The sequence below is a fragment of the Mycolicibacter terrae genome, from assembly GCF_010727125.1.
GTDB lineage: Bacteria > Actinomycetota > Actinomycetes > Mycobacteriales > Mycobacteriaceae > Mycobacterium > Mycobacterium terrae.
Genome location: NZ_AP022564.1, coordinates 1,415,763 through 1,434,902 on the forward strand (window position 1 = coordinate 1,415,763; position 19,140 = coordinate 1,434,902).

General features: G+C 67.9%; 21 protein-coding genes. 6 read left to right on the forward strand and 15 right to left on the reverse strand.

The genetic code is table 11. The annotated features are described in order from the left end of the window. The first annotated feature begins 8 nt into the window (after positions 1-8). The 3 genes from ilvC to G6N23_RS06850 all read left to right on the forward strand — a co-directional run bounded on the left by ilvC (position 9) and on the right by G6N23_RS06850 (position 3,904). The gene (gene ilvC / locus G6N23_RS06840; protein WP_173675076.1) at positions 9-1,010 is read left to right on the forward strand and encodes a ketol-acid reductoisomerase; all 1,002 of its coding nucleotides are present in this window, start codon (positions 9-11) and stop codon (positions 1,008-1,010) included. A gap of 294 nt (positions 1,011-1,304) precedes the next feature. Further along, the gene (gene serA / locus G6N23_RS06845) at positions 1,305-2,891 is read left to right on the forward strand and encodes a phosphoglycerate dehydrogenase (protein WP_085262118.1); all 1,587 of its coding nucleotides are present in this window, start codon (positions 1,305-1,307) and stop codon (positions 2,889-2,891) included. Then, positions 2,888-3,904, forward strand: coding sequence for a 3-isopropylmalate dehydrogenase (locus G6N23_RS06850; protein ID WP_085262119.1), 1,017 nt, complete (start codon positions 2,888-2,890; stop codon positions 3,902-3,904). Before serA ends, G6N23_RS06850 begins: the two co-directional genes overlap by 4 nt. Before the next feature lie 11 nt (positions 3,905-3,915). On the opposite strand, the gene G6N23_RS06855 is transcribed toward G6N23_RS06850, so the two are convergent. The 11 genes from G6N23_RS06855 to G6N23_RS06905 all read right to left on the reverse strand — a co-directional run bounded on the left by G6N23_RS06855 (position 3,916) and on the right by G6N23_RS06905 (position 12,753). Beyond that, complete coding sequence (locus tag G6N23_RS06855) at positions 3,916-4,590, reverse strand: 3-oxoacid CoA-transferase subunit B (RefSeq protein ID WP_085262120.1); 675 nt, start codon at positions 4,588-4,590, stop codon at positions 3,916-3,918. Next, positions 4,587-5,255, reverse strand: coding sequence for a 3-oxoacid CoA-transferase subunit A (locus G6N23_RS06860; RefSeq protein WP_085262121.1), 669 nt, complete (start codon positions 5,253-5,255; stop codon positions 4,587-4,589). Before G6N23_RS06860 ends, G6N23_RS06855 begins: the two co-directional genes overlap by 4 nt. After that, a complete protein-coding gene (gene pcaDC, locus G6N23_RS06865; protein WP_085262122.1) occupies positions 5,252-6,409 on the reverse strand; it encodes a bifunctional 3-oxoadipate enol-lactonase/4-carboxymuconolactone decarboxylase PcaDC in 1,158 nt (385 codons plus the stop codon). The genes G6N23_RS06860 and pcaDC overlap by 4 nt, the downstream gene beginning before the upstream one ends. Beyond that, complete coding sequence (pcaB, locus tag G6N23_RS06870; RefSeq protein WP_085262123.1) at positions 6,406-7,605, reverse strand: 3-carboxy-cis,cis-muconate cycloisomerase; 1,200 nt, start codon at positions 7,603-7,605, stop codon at positions 6,406-6,408. Before pcaB ends, pcaDC begins: the two co-directional genes overlap by 4 nt. Next, positions 7,602-8,153 (reverse strand): protocatechuate 3,4-dioxygenase subunit alpha, encoded by a 552-nt coding sequence (gene pcaG, locus G6N23_RS06875; protein WP_085262124.1) that lies wholly within the window; start codon positions 8,151-8,153, stop codon positions 7,602-7,604. Before pcaG ends, pcaB begins: the two co-directional genes overlap by 4 nt. Beyond that, the gene (gene pcaH / locus G6N23_RS06880; RefSeq protein ID WP_085262125.1) at positions 8,150-8,893 is read right to left on the reverse strand and encodes a protocatechuate 3,4-dioxygenase subunit beta; all 744 of its coding nucleotides are present in this window, start codon (positions 8,891-8,893) and stop codon (positions 8,150-8,152) included. The genes pcaG and pcaH overlap by 4 nt, the downstream gene beginning before the upstream one ends. Continuing rightward, positions 8,890-9,534: a 3,4-dihydroxyphthalate decarboxylase gene (locus G6N23_RS06885; RefSeq protein ID WP_234808696.1), complete on the reverse strand. Its 645-nt coding sequence runs from the start codon at positions 9,532-9,534 to the stop codon at positions 8,890-8,892. Before G6N23_RS06885 ends, pcaH begins: the two co-directional genes overlap by 4 nt. 87 nt (positions 9,535-9,621) lie before the next feature. Beyond that, complete coding sequence (gene hcaB, locus G6N23_RS06890; RefSeq protein WP_085262127.1) at positions 9,622-10,437, reverse strand: 3-(cis-5,6-dihydroxycyclohexa-1,3-dien-1-yl)propanoate dehydrogenase; 816 nt, start codon at positions 10,435-10,437, stop codon at positions 9,622-9,624. Beyond that, positions 10,434-10,694: a dihydrodiol dehydrogenase gene (locus G6N23_RS06895; RefSeq protein WP_085262128.1), complete on the reverse strand. Its 261-nt coding sequence runs from the start codon at positions 10,692-10,694 to the stop codon at positions 10,434-10,436. The genes hcaB and G6N23_RS06895 overlap by 4 nt, the downstream gene beginning before the upstream one ends. Next, entirely contained in the window at positions 10,691-11,317 is a 627-nt protein-coding gene (locus G6N23_RS06900) for a 3-phenylpropionate/cinnamic acid dioxygenase subunit beta (protein WP_234808688.1), read from the reverse strand. The genes G6N23_RS06895 and G6N23_RS06900 overlap by 4 nt, the downstream gene beginning before the upstream one ends. Then, on the reverse strand, positions 11,314-12,753 hold the full coding sequence (locus G6N23_RS06905; protein WP_085262129.1) for a Rieske 2Fe-2S domain-containing protein: 1,440 nt from the start codon (positions 12,751-12,753) through the stop codon (positions 11,314-11,316). The genes G6N23_RS06900 and G6N23_RS06905 overlap by 4 nt, the downstream gene beginning before the upstream one ends. A 270-nt stretch (positions 12,754-13,023) precedes the next feature. On the opposite strand from G6N23_RS06905, the gene G6N23_RS06910 reads away from it, so the two are divergent. Then, positions 13,024-13,842: an IclR family transcriptional regulator gene (locus G6N23_RS06910; protein WP_085262130.1), complete on the forward strand. Its 819-nt coding sequence runs from the start codon at positions 13,024-13,026 to the stop codon at positions 13,840-13,842. Positions 13,843-13,884: 42 nt separating this feature from the next. On the opposite strand, the gene G6N23_RS06915 is transcribed toward G6N23_RS06910, so the two are convergent. Genes G6N23_RS06915 through G6N23_RS06925 form a run of 3 tightly spaced genes read right to left on the reverse strand, consistent with a single transcriptional unit; the run spans position 13,885 to position 16,087 of the window. Beyond that, on the reverse strand, positions 13,885-14,604 hold the full coding sequence (locus G6N23_RS06915) for a GntR family transcriptional regulator (RefSeq protein WP_085262131.1): 720 nt from the start codon (positions 14,602-14,604) through the stop codon (positions 13,885-13,887). After that, entirely contained in the window at positions 14,601-15,323 is a 723-nt protein-coding gene (locus G6N23_RS06920; RefSeq protein WP_085262132.1) for a maleate cis-trans isomerase family protein, read from the reverse strand. Before G6N23_RS06920 ends, G6N23_RS06915 begins: the two co-directional genes overlap by 4 nt. Further along, positions 15,320-16,087 carry a maleate cis-trans isomerase family protein gene (locus tag G6N23_RS06925; RefSeq protein WP_085262133.1) on the reverse strand — a complete coding sequence of 256 codons (768 nt, stop codon included), beginning with the start codon at positions 16,085-16,087 and terminating at the stop codon, positions 15,320-15,322. The genes G6N23_RS06920 and G6N23_RS06925 overlap by 4 nt, the downstream gene beginning before the upstream one ends. An 81-nt stretch (positions 16,088-16,168) precedes the next feature. On the opposite strand from G6N23_RS06925, the gene G6N23_RS06930 reads away from it, so the two are divergent. Next, on the forward strand, positions 16,169-17,149 hold the full coding sequence (locus G6N23_RS06930) for a D-2-hydroxyacid dehydrogenase (RefSeq protein ID WP_085262134.1): 981 nt from the start codon (positions 16,169-16,171) through the stop codon (positions 17,147-17,149). A 12-nt stretch (positions 17,150-17,161) separates the two neighbouring features. Next, entirely contained in the window at positions 17,162-18,532 is a 1,371-nt protein-coding gene (locus G6N23_RS06935; protein ID WP_085262135.1) for an amidase, read from the forward strand. An 88-nt stretch (positions 18,533-18,620) separates the two neighbouring features. Here the strand turns inward: G6N23_RS06935 and G6N23_RS06940 are convergent, their stop codons facing one another. Continuing rightward, positions 18,621-19,112 (reverse strand): DUF3830 family protein, encoded by a 492-nt coding sequence (locus G6N23_RS06940; RefSeq protein ID WP_085262136.1) that lies wholly within the window; start codon positions 19,110-19,112, stop codon positions 18,621-18,623. Between the last annotated feature and the right edge of the window lie 28 nt (positions 19,113-19,140).

Here is a 19,140-nt window from a genome sequence, read left to right on the forward strand (position 1 = left end):
CAGTTGAGATGTTCTACGACGACGACGCCGACCTGTCGATCATCCAGGGCCGCAAGGTCGGGGTGATCGGCTACGGCAGCCAGGGTCACGCGCACTCGCTGAGCCTGCGCGACTCCGGCGTCCAGGTGAAGGTCGGCCTCAAGGAAGGCTCCAAGTCGCGGGCCAAGGTCACCGAGCAGGGCCTGGAGGTCGACACCCCCGCCGAGGTCGCCAAGTGGGCCGACGTGATCATGCTGCTCGCGCCCGACACCGCCCAGGCCGAGATCTTCACCGGCGACATCGAGCCCAACCTGCAGGCCGGCAACGCGCTGTTCTTCGGCCACGGCCTCAACATCCACTTCGGTCTGATCAAGCCGGCCGCCGACATCACCATCGGGATGGTCGCGCCCAAGGGGCCCGGGCACCTGGTGCGCCGGCAGTTCGTCGACGGCAAGGGTGTGCCCGCGCTGATCGCGGTCGCCCAGGACCCGCGCGGTGAGGGGGAGGCGCTGGCGCTGTCGTACGCCAAGGGCATCGGCGGCACCCGGGCCGGGGTCATCAAGACCACCTTCAAGGAGGAGACCGAGACCGACCTGTTCGGTGAGCAGGCCGTGCTGTGCGGCGGCACCGAGGAACTGGTCAAGGCCGGCTTCGAGGTGATGGTCGAGGCCGGCTACGCCCCGGAGATGGCCTACTTCGAGGTGCTGCACGAACTCAAGCTGATCGTCGATCTGATGTATGAGGGCGGTATCGCCCGGATGAACTACTCGGTTTCCGACACCGCGGAGTTCGGCGGCTACCTGTCCGGTCCGCGGGTGATCGACGCCGACACCAAGCAGCGGATGCGCGACATCCTCTCCGACATCCAGGACGGCACCTTCGTCAAGCGTCTGGTGGCCAACGTCGAGGGCGGCAACAAGGAACTCGAGGGGCTGCGCAAAGCCAACGCCGAGCACCCGATCGAGGTCACCGGCAAGAAGCTGCGCGACTTGATGAGCTGGGTGGACCGGCCCATCACCGAGACGGCCTAGTCACGTCCCGTCGTCGGCGCCACGGCGTTGGCGGCCGTGCTCGTGCGCCGAGATTGAAGCCACGCAGGCAAGATCCAAGCGAAGGCCTGCGTGGCTTCAATCTCGCGGCGGTCGGGCTGATTCATCGGCCCGCGGGTTCACCCTGTTCGGCAGCAGCTGCGGGTGTTCGTCGCCCGGCGGCGCAACCGCATGGACGTCGTCGTTAGGCGCGTATCGACAGGGTTCACCCGAGCACCGATCTGAAAGGGTTGCGCCCGGCTCAAACACCCAGACGGCGATCGTTAGGCTGTCCGGGTGACTCTGCCCGTGGTTTTGATCGCTGACAAACTCGCCCAATCCACCGTCGCCGCCCTCGGTGACCAGGTCGAGGTTCGCTGGGTCGACGGCCCGGACCGAGACAAGCTGCTGGCCGCGGTACCGGACGCGGACGCGCTGCTGGTGCGCTCGGCCACCACCGTCGATGCCGAAGTCCTCGCGGCCGGCACCAAGCTCAAGATCGTGGCCCGCGCCGGGGTCGGTCTGGACAACGTCGACGTCGATGCCGCCACCGCGCGCGGGGTGCTGGTGGTCAACGCCCCGACCTCGAACATTCACAGCGCCGCCGAGCACGCGATCGCGCTGATGCTGGCCGCCGCCCGGCAGATCCCGGCGGCCGACGCCTCCCTGCACGCCCGGGAGTGGAAGCGCTCGTCGTTCTCCGGCACCGAGATCTTCGACCACACCGTCGGCGTGGTCGGGCTGGGCCGGATCGGCCAGCTGGTCGCTCAGCGTCTGGCCGCGTTCGGTGCCCACATCATCGCCTACGACCCCTACGTCTCGGCCGCGCTTGCCGCGCAGCTGGGCATCGAGCTGCTGCCCCTCGACGAGCTGCTGGCCCGCGCCGACTTCATTTCGGTGCACCTGCCGAAGACCCCGGAGACCGCGGGCCTGATCGGCAAGGAGGCGCTGGCCAAGACCAAGCCGGGCGTGATCATCGTCAACGCCGCCCGCGGCGGGCTGATCGACGAGGCCGCGCTGGCCGAGGCGATCACCAGCGGCCACGTGCGCGCCGCCGGCCTGGACGTGTTCGCCACCGAGCCGTGCACCGACTCCCCACTGTTCGGCCTGCCGCAGGTGGTGGTGACCCCGCACCTGGGCGCCTCCACCGCCGAGGCCCAGGACCGGGCCGGCACCGACGTCGCCAAGAGCGTCAAGCTGGCGCTGGCCGGGGAATTCGTGCCGGACGCGGTCAACGTCGGCGGTGGCGCGGTCAGTGAGGAAGTCGCGCCCTGGCTGGACCTGGTGCGCAAACTCGGGCTGCTCGCCGGTGCACTCTCCGACGGCCTGCCGGTGTCGCTGTCGGTTCAGGTACGCGGCGAGTTGGCCTCCGAAGACGTTGAGGTGCTGCGGCTTTCGGCCCTGCGCGGCCTTTTCTCGGCTGTCATCGAGGATCCGGTGACGTTTGTCAACGCGCCGGCGCTGGCCGCCGAACGAGGGGTGGACGCCGAAATCGGCACCGCCAGCGAAAGTCCCAATCACCGCAGCGTCGTCGAGCTCAGGGCGGTGGCCGCCGACGGGGCGGTCGTCACGGTGGCCGGGACCCTGTCCGGCCCGCATCTGGTGGAGAAGATCGTCCAGATCAACGGCCGGCACTTCGACCTGCGGGCCGAGGGCGTCAACCTGATCATCAACTACACCGACCAGCCCGGGGCACTGGGCAAGATCGGCACCCTGCTGGGTTCCGCCGGCATCAACATCCATGCCGCACAACTCTCCGAGGACGCCGAGGGCCCCGCGGCGACGATCCTGCTGCGGGTGGACCGCCAGGTGCCCGCCGATGTGCAATCGGCGATCAGCGCAGCCGTCGGCGCCAACAAGATCGAGGAGGTCGACCTGGTATGAGCGTCAAACTCGCGGTCATCCCCGGCGACGGCATCGGTCCTGAGGTCATCACCGAAGCCGTCAAGGTGCTCGACGCAGTGCTGCCCGGCACCGAGAAGACCACCTACGACCTGGGCGCCAAGCGTTATCACGCCACCGGTGAGGTCCTGCCGGACTCGGTGCTCGACGAGATCCGCGGCCACGACGTGATCCTGCTCGGCGCCATCGGCGACCCGTCGGTGCCGTCCGGTGTGCTCGAGCGCGGCCTGCTGCTGCACGCCCGGTTCGCGCTGGACCACCACGTCAACCTGCGGCCCAGCCGGCTCTACCCGGGGGTCGCCAGCCCGCTGGCCGATCCGCCGGAGATCGACTTCGTGGTGGTGCGCGAAGGCACCGAGGGGCCCTACACCGGCAACGGCGGGGCGCTTCGGGTCGGCACCGCCCACGAGGTCGCCACCGAGGTCAGCGTCAACACCGCCTACGGCGTGGCCCGGGTGGTGCGCTTCGCCTTCGAGAAGGCCCGGCAGCGCCGCAAGCATCTGACCCTGGTGCACAAGAACAACGTGCTGACCTACGCCGGGTCGCTGTGGACACGTACGGTGGCCGAGATCGGTGCGGAGTACCCGGACGTCGAGACGGCCTACACCCACGTCGACGCCGCCACCATTTATTTGGTCAACGACCCCGGCCGCTTCGACGTGATCGTCAGCGACAACCTGTTCGGTGACATCATCACCGACCTGGCCGGCGCGGTGTGCGGTGGGATCGGGTTGGCGGCCAGCGGCAACATCGACGCCACCGGCACCAACCCGTCGATGTTCGAACCGGTGCACGGCAGCGCCCCGGACATCGCCGGGCAGGGCATCGCCGACCCGACCGCGGCGGTGATGTCGGTGGCGATGCTGCTGGGCCACATCGGTGAGCACGACGCCGCCGCCCGGGTGGACGCGGCCGTCGAGCGGCACCTGGCGACCCGGGGAGGCCAGAAGCTGTCCACCGCCGCCACCGGCGATCGGATTCTGGGCCTGCTCTGAAGCGGTAGCCGCTAGCTGAACCTGACGGGCAATCGGGCCGCGAGGTCAGCGACCGTGGTGCCGAAGGTTTCTCGTGCCCGGGTCGTTCCCGCGGCGGTGTCGATGCCGATGACTGCGTATTCGGTATAGACCCTGCTGACGCAGCGCAGAGCGGTCAGCGGATAGGTGCACGAGGGAACCAGTTTGGCGGCGCCGTCCTTGGTGAAGAGGTCCATCATCACGAACACGTTCTTGGCTCCGATCGCCAAGTCCATCGCTCCTCCGACGGCGGGAATCGCGTCCGGTTCCCCGGTGTGCCAGTTGGCCAGGTCACCGTGCTGACTGACCTGCAGTGCTCCGAGCACGCACACATCGAGGTGGCCGCCCCGCATCATTGCGAAGGAGTCGGCGTGATGGAAGTAGCAGGCCCCGGGCAGCTCGGTGACCGGAATCTTGCCGGCATTGGTGAGATCGGGATCGATGTCCTCGCCACGTGCTGCGGGTCCCATCCCGAGCATGCCGTTCTCGGTGTGCAGTACCACTGCGTCCTCGGGCGACAGGTGGTCGGCCACCAGTGTGGGCTGTCCGATGCCGAGATTGACGTACGAGCCCGCGGGGATGTCCCGGGCGATGACGGCGGCGAGTTCGTCGCGGGTCAGCGGACCGCGGTCGAGGTGCTCGATCGGACCGGCAGGGGTTGGTCTCACGTGCTCGTCTCCAGGATCCGGTCGACGTAGATTCCCGGCGTGACAATCGCTTCGGCATCCAGCTGGCCGGTGTCGACGACCCGGGACACCTCAGCGACCGTCAGGGTGGCAGCGGTCGCCATCACCGGACCGAAGTTGCGTGCGGTCTTGCGATACACCAGGTTTCCCGCGCGATCTGCGACATGGGCCCGGATCAGCGCGACATCCCCGTGGATCGGGTACTCCAGCGCGTAATCGCTGCCGTCGATGGTCCGGATCTCCTTGCCCTCGGTGAGCAGCGTGCCGACGCCGGTGGGGCAGTAGAACGCCCCGATGCCCGCACCGGCGGCGCGTATGCGTTCGGCCAGGTTGCCCTGCGGCACCAGTTCCAGGGCGACCTGGCCGGCGCGATACAGGCCGTCGAACACATAGGAATCGGGTTGTCGGGGAAACGAACAGATCACCTTGCGGACTAGGCCGGCGGCCAGCAACGCCGCCAGACCGGTATCGGCGTTGCCCGCATTGTTGCTGACGATGGTCAGATCGCCTGCTCCCCGGGCGATCAGTGCGTCGATCAGCACGGTGGGCATCCCGGCCATGCCGAATCCGCCCACCAAAATCGTGGCGCCGTCGGTCACGTCGGACAGCGCGTCGGCGGCGGAGTCGCAGATTACCGTGCGGCTCACCCAACGCTCTCCGGGCCGTCGTGGTCGGCGAGCACCTGCGCGGCGATACGGAACGCGGTATTGGCGTCGGGCACACCGCAATAGACCGCGGTCTGCAACAGCACCTCTTTGATCTCGTCGTTGCTCAGGCCGTTTCGGCGCGCTGCACGCAGATGCAGTGCCAACTCGTCATGGTGGCCGCGGGCCACGAGGGCGGTCAGCGTGATGATCGAGCGGCTGCGTCGGTCGAGGCCGTCTCGGGTCCAGACGCTGCCCCACGCGTAGCGCGTGATCAGGTCCTGGAAGTCGGCGGTGAACTCGGTGGTGTGGGCGATCGCACGGTCGACATGTGCGTCGCCGAGGACTTCTCGGCGCACCGACATGCCCGCGGTGTAGACCGGATCACCCACCGCCAGATGGTCGAGAATCAGGCCGGCGGTCGCGTTGGGCGCCTCGAGTGGCGCGAGGTGGCCGACGCCGTCGAGTATCACAAGGCGGCCGTGTTCGACACCGGAAGCGATACGCCTCAGCGATTCCGGCGGAGTGGCGACATCCTCGGAGCCGGCGATGGCCAGCACCGGAGCGGTGATCTCAGCGAGCCGCGCGGTGACGTCGAAATCGGCCAGTGCCTCGCATGCCTGGGCGTACGATTCGTTGTCGGTGCGGCGCAGCGCATCTGAGAGTGCGGCGATGAGCTCGGGCTGGCGGTCGGCGAAAGCGGGGGCGAACCAGCGCTGTCGGGACAGCTCGATGATCGCGCCGGTGCCGGATGTCCGCACGGTGGTGGCACGGGTGGCCCAGTCCTCGGCACGACCGATGGTGGCGCCGGTGCACAGCAGCGTGGCGCTCGACACTCGGTCGGGGGCGTCGAGCAGCAACTGCAAACCGACCGCACCTCCGATGGAGTCACCGGCGTAGTGGAACGCGGCCCGTGGCGCGATGTCATCGACCAGGGCCAGCACGCCGGCCGCCAAATCCGGTATCCGGAACGGGGCCGCCGGACCGCGGCCGTGGCCGGGAAGGTCCCATCCGACGACGCGCAGATGTCCGGCGAGCCGCTCGGCGGCGCCGCCCCACAGGGCGGTGGCTGAGGTACCGAGCGACGGCCCGAGCACGAGCAGGTCCGCGCCGGGCGGGCCGCCGAAGTCGGTGCCGACCAACCGCGGCACGCTCATGTCGCCTCCATGGTGTGGCGCGCGCGTTGCAGCGCGGCATCGATGAGATCGGCTGCGGCACCGGTGTAGTCACTCCGCGGCGTACCCCCGGTCAACTCAGCCATCGTGCGCTGCTCTGCGATCAGGTCACCGGCGGCGGCCAGGTTCGCCGCGGCGCGTTCGGTGTCGATGACCAGTCCGGTGAGCAGTTCGGTTGTCTGCGCTGCGGCCGCCAGGGCCCGACGGGCCAGGGTCCGCAGGGCGGCCCATTCGGCGTGCCACCCGCCGTCGGAGCGCTCGTCGATACCGGCAGCCGATGCGGCGTGCAAAATGGCAGCCAGCGACGGCGCTACCGATGCGGTACGGCGGATCAGGATGGATAACACCGGATTGTTCTTGTGCGGCATCGTCGATGAACCACCGCCGCGGCCCTCGGCCAGTTCGCCGATCTCGGGCCTGCTGCTGGCCGCGACGTCATTGGCGATGTGGGCCCAGGCATCGCAGCATGTCACCAACGCGTCGCCGGTGCGGGTTATGACCGACCGGGTGGTGTGCCACGGCGGGCTGTCGGCGAGACCGAGCACCGCGGCCAGCCGTCCGGACAGGGTGATCGCGCCGGCGGGCGAGCCGGACAACTCGGTGGCAGCGGCCATCGTTCCCGCGGCGCCGCCGGCCTGCACCGGAGGTTCTGGCAGTGCGGCGACGCAGTCGGCTCCGTCCAGAATCCCGGTGAGCCAGTGTGCAATCTTCATGCCGACCGTTGTGGGCAACGCGGGCTGGGTCAGGGTGCGAGCAAGCATGGGGTCGTCACGATGGGTTTCGGCCAGCGTGGCCAAGGTATGGACCTGGGTGCCCAGTTCGCTGCGGATTCGGTCCAGCGCCTCGCGCAGGCAGAGCAGCAGTGCGGTGTCGACGACGTCCTGGCTGGTCAGTCCGCGGTGCAGCCAGCGCGCAGGTTCTCCGCCGGTGCGCTCACGCAGCAATTCCAGCATGCCGGGTACCGGGTTGCCGGTCGCCTCTGCCGCTACGGCCACCGCTTCCACGTCAGCTTCCGAGAGCGCCGCAGTCAGGTCGGCCCGCGCCGAAGCGGGTGCGATGCCGGCGTCGACGAGCACACTGAGCCAAGCGGTTTCGACCCGAACCATGGCGGCCAGATACGCCGCGTCGCTGAAGATCTGCCCCGCCCGGTGGTCGCCGGGCCACAACAGGTCGGTCATGGTTGCCCCCGGTAGCGCAGGAATACCGTCTCGTGGGTGCCCTGCAGCCTGATGTCGAAGCGGAGGCCGTGCTCGTCGGGCACCGCGATCAGCGTATGGCGGCGGTCAGCAGGCACGGAAACCAACAGTCGGTCCGCGTCGAGCTGATCGCACGGTAGATAGGCGCGGGTGAACAGCCGGTTCAGCAGGCCGCGCGCGAACACGGTGACGGCGATGAACGGTGCCGACTGGCGGGCCGCTCCAGGTCTCACCGTGGTGAAACTGTAATGGCCGGCGGCATCGGTCGCGGCGCGTCCCCAGCCGGGGAAGGTATCGCCGTCACGGCGAAGGGAACTGGACGTCGGCACGGCCCCGTCCGCATCGGCCTGCCAGATCTCCAGCAGCGCATCGGGAACGGGCGCCGCGGCCCCGTCGGTGACGGTGCCGTGCAGCTGGACGGCACCCGGTGAGCCAGGGGGCACGAGTTCGTCGCCGCGGTCGAACGGCAGGGCATAGCCGAAGAACGGACCGATGGTCTGCCCCGGGGTGGCCGTCAGCTCGGTCATCATGGTTCCTCGACGGGCGTTGCGGCCGGGCCGGTGAGCACCACGTCCCAGCGGTAGCCGGTGGCCCATTCGTGACTGGTGATGGCGTGGTCGTAGACCGCGATGAGCCGGTCGCGGGCCTTCTGGTCCGTAATCGACTGATAGATCGGGTCCAACGCCAACAACGGGTCGCCCGGGAAGTACATCTGAGTGATCAGTCGTTGCGTGAAATCACTTCCGAACAACGAAAAATGGATGTGCGCGGGACGCCAGGCGTTGTGGTGGTTGCGCCAGGGGTACGGGCCGGGTTTGATCGTCGTGAACCGGTAGAACCCGTCGTCGTCGGTGAGGCACCGCCCCGCACCGGTGAAATTGGGGTCCAGCGGTGCGGGATGCTGATCCCCCTGGTGGACGTAGCGCCCGCTGGCGTTGGCCTGCCAGATCTCGACGAGCTGCCGGCGTACCGGCCGGCCGTCACCGTCGAGGATCCGTCCGGTCACCACGGTGCGTTCGCCGATCGGCGGGCCGGCGTGCTGAACCGTCAGGTCTGCGTCGAGGGGAGCGACGTCGTACTCACCGAAACAGGGTGCCCGTAGTTCGACCGCCTCTGGGTCTGCCAGGTGCAGTGCACTTTTGGGATGGCGAAGCACGCTGCTGCGGTACGGCGGAAAGTCCAGTTTCGGCTGGCTTTCGGCACTGCCCGCCCGCCGGCACTCGGACTGGATCGCCGCGATCTCGGCGCTGATCTCCGCCTGGCCGGTCATCGGTGCTCCAGGCGGGCCAGTTCATGGCGCCAGGCGGCAGCTTCGGTGAAGGAGGGCCCGAGGTCGGGCAGATCCGTCCAATCCGACTCGCCGATCGGCTTGCAGGTGCCGCCCGCGGAGCGGACCCGCAGTGACATCGAAGCCAATCGGTCGAGGCTTATCGCCTGCAGGACGGCCTGGGCAACCGTGGCAGCGGCACTGGTGATCCCATGGCCGCGACAGATCACCACCGGCCTGCCCGCCATGGCGGCGACCATCTCTTTTCCGAGCTCAGCGGTGCGGATCAGCACCGCCCTCTCGTACACCGGGACACCACGACGCGCCAGCCATGCGCCGGGAATGTCGAAGGCGCCGTAGAGGGGTTCGATCGCGATACCGGCGAGGTCGGCCGACACGACGGCCGGCGGATGCAGGTGTGCCACCGCCCGGTACTCGGGATGTGCCAGCAGCGTCTCGACGTGAATCGGCAACTCGTTGGGGACCCGGTATCCGTCTAATTCGCCCTCGATGCCCGGTGTTCCGTCGAAGCGGATGAGCCGGATGTCATCGGGACGAGTGAATGCCACCCCGTTGTCAGAGTCGCTGCGACACCTGATCAGTAGGTGTTCTTCGTCGATCCGGGCACTGATGTGGCCGAGCATTCCGTCAACCAGGTTACGGGCCGCGGCGACTCGGCACGCCTGGGCGACCTCGGCCCGCAATGTCGCCAACTCGTCTCGGTTCACGTCTCAACCCCTCGACTGCGGGGAGGGGCTTGCCGCCCCCATTACCGATCCGCCGTCGGGATGGGTACTGGTGGCGGTGATCCCGCGGGACCGGTCTGAGGCCAAGAAGACGTAGCTCCACGCGTGGTCCGGTGGCGTGAGCGCGACATTCAGTGGGGTGCGTGCTGCAAGATCGCGAGCACGGTCGGGGGCGTCGTCCAGGCGCACATCGCCGAGCGACAGGTTGTGCAGGCCGCGCAGGTCGGTGTTCAGGGTTCCGCCCGGCGCGACGCCATTGACCCGGATGTGCGGGGCGAGTTCATAGGCGAGAGTGCTGACCAGACCGCGAACCGCGAACTTCGACGCGACGTAGAGCACGCCGCCTCGGCCCGGATAGAACGAGGACGCGGACTCGGTGAGGACGATGGAGGAGCCCTTTTGGGCTCGTAGGGCCGGCACAGCGGCTTTCACCGACTGGAGATGGCTCAACACGTTTGTCTTGAACATCTCGTCGAAGGCCGGCCCCAGCTCATCGGTGGAGATGTCCGTGATGCCCTTGTAGAAATCGAAGATCCCGACGCAGTTGACCAATGTGTCCAGGCCGCCGAAAGCCGCTACGGCGGCTGCGACGGCGCGCTCGTTCGCGTCGGCCGTCGTGGCGTCTCCCTGGCTCACCGGAACCCCCGGTAATTGACTCTTTAGCAGTGCGCATTTCGCACGATCGTGTTCCAATACCGCGACCTGCGCGCCCTCTTCGAGGTATGCGTCGACGACCGCCCGGCCGATGCCCGAGCCGGCGCCGACGACCAGCGCCCGTTTGCCGTCGAGCCATCGCGTCATGGCAGTTCGCTGTCGTCGGACAGGAGTGGTTGATGCATGTTGCCGACCATCGCTGCCAGCGTATAGGCGTTCTGCCACGTCAAGGCTTCGATCTCCAGGGCGTCGAGACTGATCCACTGTCCCGACTTCGGTGATGTGACGAGCAGCCGCGAACCGTTGCGGGTGTCGACCCGGCGCACGGTCACCTCGGTGAATTCGTTGGCAATCGTGATGGTTTCGCCCACCGAGCGGGCGATGAGGTCGTCGAGTTCGCTCACAGGAAAACCGCCAGGTTCTGCATCCGGAGAACCGACTCGTCGAGATGGATCGTGCGGCGCGCCAGCTTCCATCCCTGGTCGGTCAGGCGTAGCAGATCCTCCCGGCCGCAGGAGACCAGGGCGGCCTCGTTCACGTCGCCGCGGCTGCGGAAGAGCAACTCCGCCGACTCGACGATAAGGTGCGCGTCGTCGTCGCAGGCGAAGGTGCGGACATTGGTGATGTGATGGCGCAGCCGCGACGGGGGGTCTTCGGTCCACGCGTGTTCGGTTTGAAAGCGCGCGACGCGGCGGTTCAGGGAGTACTTGTTCTCGTCGAAGTGGGCCATACCGGGAGAGGTGTCGTACCCAGCACCTGAGGCGGTGGTCACCCGGACGGGCATGAAGTAGTGGATGTCCTCGGTGAGAGTGTCGAGCCATTCCGCGTATCGCTGCGCGTCGAGCAGATAGGCCTCATCGACCAAGAACTGATGTGCCTGCAGATGCCGGGTGTCGTTGAACGGCAGGGGATTACCGGTGCGGACCTGCTGGGGCGCATGCCCACCCAGTACCGCCAGCTCCCAGGGGCCGCCGGCACCTTTGGGCCGTGGAAAACCTGCACGCGTGCTCTTCTCGGCGGACGTCATGCCTGCGCCTCCTTGAAGGCCGCCTCGCATTCAGAAGTGCCGTTGGTCTGCACAAGGGGGGTGATTCCGTTGAGTTGCGTACCCATCGCGGCCGCGGCCGCCGCCACCGGAGGCATCTGCAGGTGATCGGCCCACATCCGAAGTATGGCGCGCTGATTGTTCTCGTTATAGCCGACCTGAGCGGTTCCCGGTCCATGGAATTGCTCCGGTGGCAACGCATTGACCACCGGAGTGTCGTCGGCGAGCAGGCCCATCCGGCTGTTGAGCAGGAGCTGACGGGCCATGGATCCGGCAGCCGTGTTGGTCAGCGACACCCAGTTCTCCACGTCATCCTGCTCGAACATGCCCGTGGAGCCGAAGCACATCAGGTAGGCCTTGTAGGAGTCCTTCTTGAACTGCTCGGGAGCCGCCGCGTCGACCGCGAACCAGGAGTACACCTCGGTTTCGTTCTCGCTGATCGGTTGCCAGGTGCGAATCGATATGAACGGCAACACATCATCGCTGTCTTGGATCTTCGGCCAGTTGTGCACCAGGCTCATGTTCGGGAAACAGGAGGCCGCCGAGATCATGAAGCCGTCGTCACCGACCACGCGCAGGTGCTCGGGTGACCACACATTTCTGATCCGGTCGATCATCTCGTCGGGGTAGCCGACATAGCGCATCCGTTCCTCGAAGGTGCCCGGCGGCAACTTGTATGTCGTGCCTCCTCCGCACGTCGCCCAGTACGTCGCGCCGTCTTTGCGCTTCTGCGCCTTCGGTTCCCGAAACAACCCGATATCGACGACCGAGGCATGAGTATGCGGTGTGTGGTACATGTCGCCGGCGAAGTTCTCCACGCCGATCTTCCAGTTGGCCTTGATACGCCACCGTTGCGGGCCGCGCACCTCCAGGCCGCTTCGGCTCTGCTTGGTGTAGAAGTCGAGGTAGAACCTGAAATCGCCGAGGAACTCCTCGAGTGGGGGCGCTTGGGGGTCGAGGCTGATGAAGATCATCCCGTTGTAGCTGGCGAGGTTCGGTGCCGGCAACAGCGTCTGGCCGCGCCTCTGGAAACCCGCCTCGCCGCCGTAGGCCTCCTGGTGGAAGGGCAGGCCGGTGAGGCGCCCGTCGTTGCGATATGACCAGCCGTGGTAGGGGCACCGGAAGTTGGAGGCGTTGCCCATCTCGGCGCGGCACACCTGCATGCCACGGTGCAGGCACATGTTGAACATGGCCCGCACGTCGCCCTTCGAGTCGCGCGCGATGATGAAGGAGTCGTTGAGCAGGCGCCGCACCACGTAGTCGCCGTCTTGGGGGATCTCCGACTCGTGCGCGACGAACATCCAGGCGCGGCGGAAGAGCCGCCCCTTTTCGAGCTCGAAGACTTCGGCGTCGTTGTAGATGTGCGCCGGGATCATTCCGCGCCGGACCTCGTCGAGGACTTGCCGGTGATCACTCATCGATGCGACTCCAGTCTCCAGAGACCGCAATATCTGTATTGCAGAGAAAACATCTGGACAGTAGAGAAGACTCTGCCAGGATGGCCGGTCGACCGTCAACGTATGGTCGGTGCCGGGGCGATCCTGCCCGCCGTAATCAGGTGAAACAGCCGGGACGGGCCGAGTGGAATTCTGCTGTCCAGAGTGGCTTGCCCTCGATTCCCCGATCAGGGCGGTGTTCGGGCCGCTTCACCTGCGTAGTTGGGCGACTGGCCCGGTAGGCTCTCTGGTATGCAGAGTGACGCGTCTCGCCGGGTGGCGGGTGGCGCTGCGGGCGCCCCGGCCCCGGTCGGGGCGGTACCGCAGTATCCGATCGGATCGGTGGATCGGGCGCTGAAGCTCATCCTGCTGCTCGGAGAGCAGCCGCAGATCCGTCTGACCGAAGCCGCGCAGCACCTCGATGTCGCCTCGTCGACGGCCCATCGGCTGTTGGCGATGCTGCAATACCGGGGTTTCGTGCGTCAGGATCCGGTGTCCAAGGCGTATCACCCCGGACCCGCGCTGATGAGCGTGGCGTTTTCGGTGCTCAGCCGCATCGACATCGAGGGGGCGGCGAAGCCGGTCCTGCTCCGCCTCAGCGACCGCCTCAAGGAGTCGGTTCACATCGGAATGCTCGAGGGCGCCAACGTTCGCTTCATCGCCGCCGCCGAGGGCCCGACTGCCGTTCGGGTCGCATCACGGCTCGGGCGGACGCTGCCCGCGCATTGCACCTCGACCGGCAAGGCACTGCTGGCACGGCTGTCCGATGCTGACGTCGCCCGTCTCTACCCGGACGAGGAGCTCGCGCGCGTTACGGAACATTCGGTCGGTACCAGGACCGAGCTGCATCTCGAGCTCAGTCGTATACGACAACAGGGATACGCGGTGAACCGGGAGGGCAGCGAGGAAGGTGTCGCCTCGGTCGCGGTTCCCATTCCCACGCGCGCACCCGGGGTGCTTCTGGCGCTCAACGCCGCCGCACCGGTTCACCGGTTGAGCAGTTCGCAGTACCAAGCCGCGGCAGCCCTGCTGGTCGAGGCCGCCAAAGAGATCGGCGACCAGATCGGCTAGCGGTGATCGATCTGCTGCCGGCCCACCGGCGGTTCGATTGCGTCAGGGGTCACCGGGGGAGTCCGGCACCACGTCCCCGGTCGATCCCGGCCGCGCACGAAGTGCCAGCAGGCGGCGGACCGCATCGTCCATGTGCTCCTCGATCAGCCGGATTGCCACGGCCTCGTCGCCGGCGCCGATCGCCTTACGCAGCAACACATGTTCGGTGACCTGCTCGCGCAGGTCGGGGTAGGCCTCTTCGAGTTCGCCGAGCAGGATCCGGGTCTCCGACAGCAGGGTGCGCATCGCCCGATCCAACCTCGGGCTGCCCGCACAGTCGACGAGCACCTCGTGGAACTCCTGGTCGGCGTCGGCCGCCGCGGCCCCGTCGCGGCGGGAGGCCGCCACGCGCATGGCCTCCACCGGCGGGCGCAGCCGGGCGGCGGCAGCGCCGGGATCACCGCGCAGCACTTCGGTCACGGCCGCCCGTTCAATGGTTTTGCGTGCCTGATAGACATCGCGCACGTCGTCGTCGGTCAGTTCGACGACGAAGATCCCCCGGTTGCGTTCGCTGCGCAGCAGTCCCTCGGCGACCAGACGCTGCATGGCTTCGCGCAGCGGGCCGCGGGACACCTCGAACTGGGTGGCCAGGCTCGCCTCGCCGAGCTGCTGCCCCGGCGCCAGCCGGCCGCGGGTGATCGCCTCCCGAAGCCGCTCGGCGATCAGCTCCGGCGTGGAGGGTCGGCTCAACGGCTCGAACCCGGCGTCTCGCGAAAGTGTCATCGCCTGTCCTCGAACAATGCCCCGAGCCCCGTTGTCCGCCGGGCTATCCCGGCGATACGCAAACCCTCCCACACCGTCACCGCGTTGGCGGTCAGCACCGGCTTGCCGAGCAGCCGCTCGAGCTCGTCGACCTGGGTGATGGTGTGCATGGCGGTGTCAGGGATCAACAGCGCGTCGGCCCGGGGCGTGTCGTTGCGCAGCGCGAGGTCCCGGACCTGAGCCCGGGTGAGGCGGCCGACCTCCGCGGCGGTGGGGATGCCGGCATCTCCCATCGCCGTTACGTCGATGCCGTGGGCGGCAAGGAAATCCGCGAACAATTCGGCGATGTCGTGTGGGTAGCTGGCGGCGATCGCGACGCTGCGGCAGCCCAGTGCGGCCAAGGCGTGCACGAAGGCGAACGACGTGCTCGACGCGGGCACACCGGCTTCGGCGGCCAGCAGGTCGACCTGTCGGGCGGCGCCCTGGGGTCCGAACACGAAGCTGCCCGACGTGCAGGCCCAGACCACGGCGGCCGGCCGCTGCGGCGCCAGCAGCGCCATGCCGTGGGCGAGCTTGGCCGGGCTGCCGAGATCCATCAGCTCGGGTACGGCGTGCAGGTCGGTGCCGTAGACGTGCACGACGGGCAGGTCCACCCCCAGCTGCCGGGCGGCCTGTGGGTAGTCGGATTCGGCCGCGTGGTCAGGGTAGATGAAGCCGACGCAACCCCCGGCGGCGCTCATTGCGGGGTCCCGGTGAAGACGTCGCGGAGCCACCGTCCGGGGCCCATCATCGGTAGGTTCATCCGGCCCAGGCACGCCCACATCGTCAGTTGATTCGCGGTCAGGATCGGCTTGCCGAGCATCTCCTCCAGCGGCGCGATGATGTCGTAGGTACGTAAGTTGGTGCAGCTGACGAAGATCGCCTCGGCGTCGGGGCGGTCCGCGGCAAGGATCCGTTCGGCCACGGTCCGGTAGTTGACCTTCCAGATGCCGCCGCCCAGGCCCAGATGATCCGAGTGCAGCACGGCCACCCCGAGCTGGTTCAAGAACACCCGCAGCAGATCGGTGAGTTCCTGATCGTAGGGCGTCAGCACGCACACCCGGGAGATCTCCAGTGCGATGATCGCCTCGGCCAGCGCCCCCGAGGTGGTGACCGCGGCCTTGGCGCCCGCCGCTTCGATCGCCGCGACCAGGGTCTTCTCGTAGTCGACGCCGTGGATGAAGCTGCCCGACGCACACAGGTAGGCCACCACCTCCGGCTCGACGTGCAGTACGTCGCGGGTGGCGGCCTGCAGGTGGTTGGTGTCGGAGACCAGTTCGGCCATCGCCCGGCTCACCGGGACCGGCTCGTAATGGGTGCGCGCCAGGTGCAGCGCCACCTCGGCGGGGATCCAGCGCCACAGCTCACGCTCGATCGCCAGATCGAAGGGCGCGATGATGCCGACATCGCGCTGATCGACCGGCCCGTCGAAGTCCGGCACATCCGGAAACAGGGACAGATCCATGGGTTTCCCCATACTGACGTTCCACCCCCAGGCCAGCCCTGGATTGTTGACAATCATACGATCTGTTTTTACGGTGTCAATGTGGACGCGCGGCCGGTGGTGACCGTCCAGCACGGTGAGTCGGTTCCCGACCGACTCGATTCGATCAGCGCAGACGCCGAACTGCGCATGGTCTCGTCGTCGCGGCTGGCCGAAGCGATCGCCGGTACCGATGTCCTCTTCTTATACGACTTCTCCTCTCCCGCACTGGAATCGGTGTGGCCGGCCGCCGACGCACTACGCTGGGTCCAGGTTGCCGCCATCGGGGTGGACGCGGTGCTGTTCGACGATCTGATCGACAGCGACGTCGTGGTCACCAATTCCCGCGGAATCTTCGAAGAGCCCATCGCCGAATACGTGTTGGGTCAGATCCTGGCCTTCGCCAAAGACTTCCGGCGATCCTGGGACGCCCAGCGGGCAGGGCGGTGGCAACACTTCGACACCGAGCCGATCGCCGGTGCGTCGGTCACCATCGTCGGCCCCGGGCCCGTCGGGCGGGCCATCGCACGGTTGCTGCGTGCGGTCGGAATGTCGGTGCGCGGCGTCGGGCGCTCACCCCGCGCCGATCCCGACTTCGGAGTCATCGGCACCGACGTGCGCGCCGCGGTCGCCGGCGCCGACTATGTGGTGCTGGCCGCACCACTGACGCCGCAGACCCGCGGCGTGGTCGACGGCGGCGTGCTGGATGCGATGCGCCCGACCGCGCGGCTGATCAACGTCGGTCGTGGGGAGCTGGTGGACACCGACGCACTCGTGGCGGCCCTGCGGGCCGGCGCCATCGCCGGCGCCGCGCTCGATGTCGTCGATCCCGAGCCGCTGCCGGCGACCCACCCACTGTGGAACGTTCCGGGTGTGCGACTGACCCCGCACAACAGTGGCGACATCACGGGTTGGCGAATCGCCTTGCAGGAGCAGTTCGTTGCGAATTTCCGGCGATATCTGTCCGGCCGGCCGCTGCAGAACGTCATCGACAAGCGCCGCGGATACGCACCGTCGACGGCCGAGCCGAGCGGAACCGGTTGAGGAGGCGCGCACATGACTCATCCCACCGAACTGACGGCGCTACAACTGGTCGCCGCGTACACCTCCGGCGAGCTTTCGCCGGTCGAGGCGACCGCGGCCGCGATCTCGGCGATCGCCGAACGCGACGGCGAGGTCAACGCCTTTTGCCTGGTCGACGAGGAGGCCGCGTTGTCCGCGGCCCGCAAGTCCGAAGCCCGCTGGAGCGGCAACTACACCAAGGGTCTGCTCGACGGCGTGCCGGTCGCAGTCAAAGACGTGTTCCGCACCGCCGGTTGGCCGACCTTGCGGGGATCGTTGCTTGCCGACGCCGCCGGGCCGTGGCCCGACGACAGTCCCGCGGTCGGCAAGATGCGGGACGACGGCATGGTGCTGCTGGGTAAGACCACCACCCCGGAACTCGCCTGGAAGGGCGTCACCGACAGCCCGCGCACCGGTGTCACCTGCAACCCGGTTGACACCAGCCGCACCGCGGGCGGGTCGTCGGGCGGCAGCGCCGCGGCGGTAGCCGCCGGGATGGCGCCGCTGGCGATCGGCACGGACGGCGGGGGCAGCGTCCGCATCCCGGCGAGTTTCTGCGGCGTGGTCGGCTTCAAGCCCACTCACGGCCGGATCCCGATGTATCCGATCAGCCCGTTCGGGCCGCTGGCACACGGCGGGCCGATCACCCGCACTGTCGAGGACGCCGCGCTGCTGATGGACATCATCGCCTTGCCTGATCATCGCGACCCGACGTCGTTGCCGCCGACGTTGACCACCTACCGCGGCCAAGTCCGGCGCGAGGTCGTCGGTCTGGGTGTCGCCTACTCGCCGTCTCTGGGCTATGTCGAGGTCGACCCGCAGGTCGAGGCAGCGGTCGCCGCGGCGGTGCAGGCACTGGCCGACGCCGGACTGAACGTTCTGGTGGCCGACCCGGGTTTCTCCGATCCGATCGATGCGTTCGAGGTGCTGTGGGCGACCGGGGCGGCGGGCAGCCTGCGCGGCCACGAGAAGGACCGCGGGCTGGTCGATCCCGGCCTCGCCGACATGTGGGAACGGGGCCTGGGGGTGTCGGCGGTCGACTATCTGGCCGCCCGCCAGGTCAGCGTCGACCTGGGACTGGTCATGGGGCGCTTCCATGAGCGCCACAATTTGCTGATCACGCCGACCACTCCGATCCCGGCCTTCACCGCCGGACACGACGTGCCGGTCGATTCAGGCCTGCGCTGGTGGGCCCAGTGGACGCCGTTCACCTATCCGTTCAACATGACTCAGCAACCGGCGCTGAGCATCCCGGTCGGTACCACCTCCGAAGGCCTGCCGATCGGCATGCAGATCATCGGTCCGCGGCACAGTGACGATCTGGTGCTGGCGGCCGGCCTGTTCGCCGAGCGGGTGCTGGCCTGACCGGCGTCGTTCCACGCGCGAGCGTGCACAGAATGCCGGCGCCGACGGCGTGTCGCTGTACAGACACGCACTCTCGCGGGAAGGCGGCTCAAGCCCGCGCGAAGGCCAACTGTTCGCCGATCGCGCCGGCCATCCACAGGTCGTTGCACGCGGCCGCCATCTCGGCCAGACCCTCTTCGATCGTCGCGAACACATTGCCCGGCACCCAACCGACGTCGCCGTTGAGCAGCAGGTTGTTGCGGCCGTAGAAGATCGCCAGGTCGGTCGCGCCGAGCGGCGAATTCCCTTGTCCGCCTTCTTCATAACCGTAGGCGGGATTACCGATGTCGCCGGCGTCGAAGCTGAAGAAGCAGACGTCGCCCGGGATCGGCGTCACCGTGGTGTTCTCCCGCCCCGGCGTGCCCATCGGCGGCAGCAGCGTGTAGACCTCGTTGCGGGCGTACTTGCCGTGGTAGGCCTGGCCGGCGACCGGCAACGCGTCCCAGACCACCGCGCAGGTCCTGGGAGCCTGCTCGTCGAGCAGTCGCGCTCGGCATGACACACCACGGCTGGTCAGCGTGATGGACAGAAAGCGTGCCACCTCAACCCTTTCCCGGCGACCCGTCGTT

Bases quoted from the DNA above. Each gene is read 5' to 3' on its own strand.
- G6N23_RS06935 (WP_085262135.1), top strand. From the start codon at position 17,162: ATGACTCATCCCACCGAACTGACGGCGCTACAACTGGTCGCCGCGTAC.
- pcaG (WP_085262124.1), bottom strand. From the start codon at position 8,153: ATGATGACCGAGCTGACGGCCACCCCGGGGCAGACCATCGGTCCGTTC.
- G6N23_RS06905 (WP_085262129.1), bottom strand. From the start codon at position 12,753: ATGAGTGATCACCGGCAAGTCCTCGACGAGGTCCGGCGCGGAATGATC.
- G6N23_RS06925 (WP_085262133.1), bottom strand. From the start codon at position 16,087: ATGGATCTGTCCCTGTTTCCGGATGTGCCGGACTTCGACGGGCCGGTC.
- ilvC (WP_173675076.1), top strand. From the start codon at position 9: ATGTTCTACGACGACGACGCCGACCTGTCGATCATCCAGGGCCGCAAG.
- G6N23_RS06915 (WP_085262131.1), bottom strand. From the start codon at position 14,604: ATGACACTTTCGCGAGACGCCGGGTTCGAGCCGTTGAGCCGACCCTCC.
- G6N23_RS06885 (WP_234808696.1), bottom strand. From the start codon at position 9,534: ATGCTCGGCCACATCAGTGCCCGGATCGACGAAGAACACCTACTGATC.
- G6N23_RS06850 (WP_085262119.1), top strand. From the start codon at position 2,888: ATGAGCGTCAAACTCGCGGTCATCCCCGGCGACGGCATCGGTCCTGAG.
- hcaB (WP_085262127.1), bottom strand. From the start codon at position 10,437: ATGACGCGATGGCTCGACGGCAAACGGGCGCTGGTCGTCGGCGCCGGC.
- pcaB (WP_085262123.1), bottom strand. From the start codon at position 7,605: ATGACCGACCTGTTGTGGCCCGGCGACCACCGGGCGGGGCAGATCTTC.
- G6N23_RS06900 (WP_234808688.1), bottom strand. From the start codon at position 11,317: ATGACGTCCGCCGAGAAGAGCACGCGTGCAGGTTTTCCACGGCCCAAA.
- G6N23_RS06910 (WP_085262130.1), top strand. From the start codon at position 13,024: ATGCAGAGTGACGCGTCTCGCCGGGTGGCGGGTGGCGCTGCGGGCGCC.
- pcaH (WP_085262125.1), bottom strand. From the start codon at position 8,893: ATGACCGGCCAGGCGGAGATCAGCGCCGAGATCGCGGCGATCCAGTCC.
- G6N23_RS06920 (WP_085262132.1), bottom strand. From the start codon at position 15,323: ATGAGCGCCGCCGGGGGTTGCGTCGGCTTCATCTACCCTGACCACGCG.
- pcaDC (WP_085262122.1), bottom strand. From the start codon at position 6,409: ATGAGCGTGCCGCGGTTGGTCGGCACCGACTTCGGCGGCCCGCCCGGC.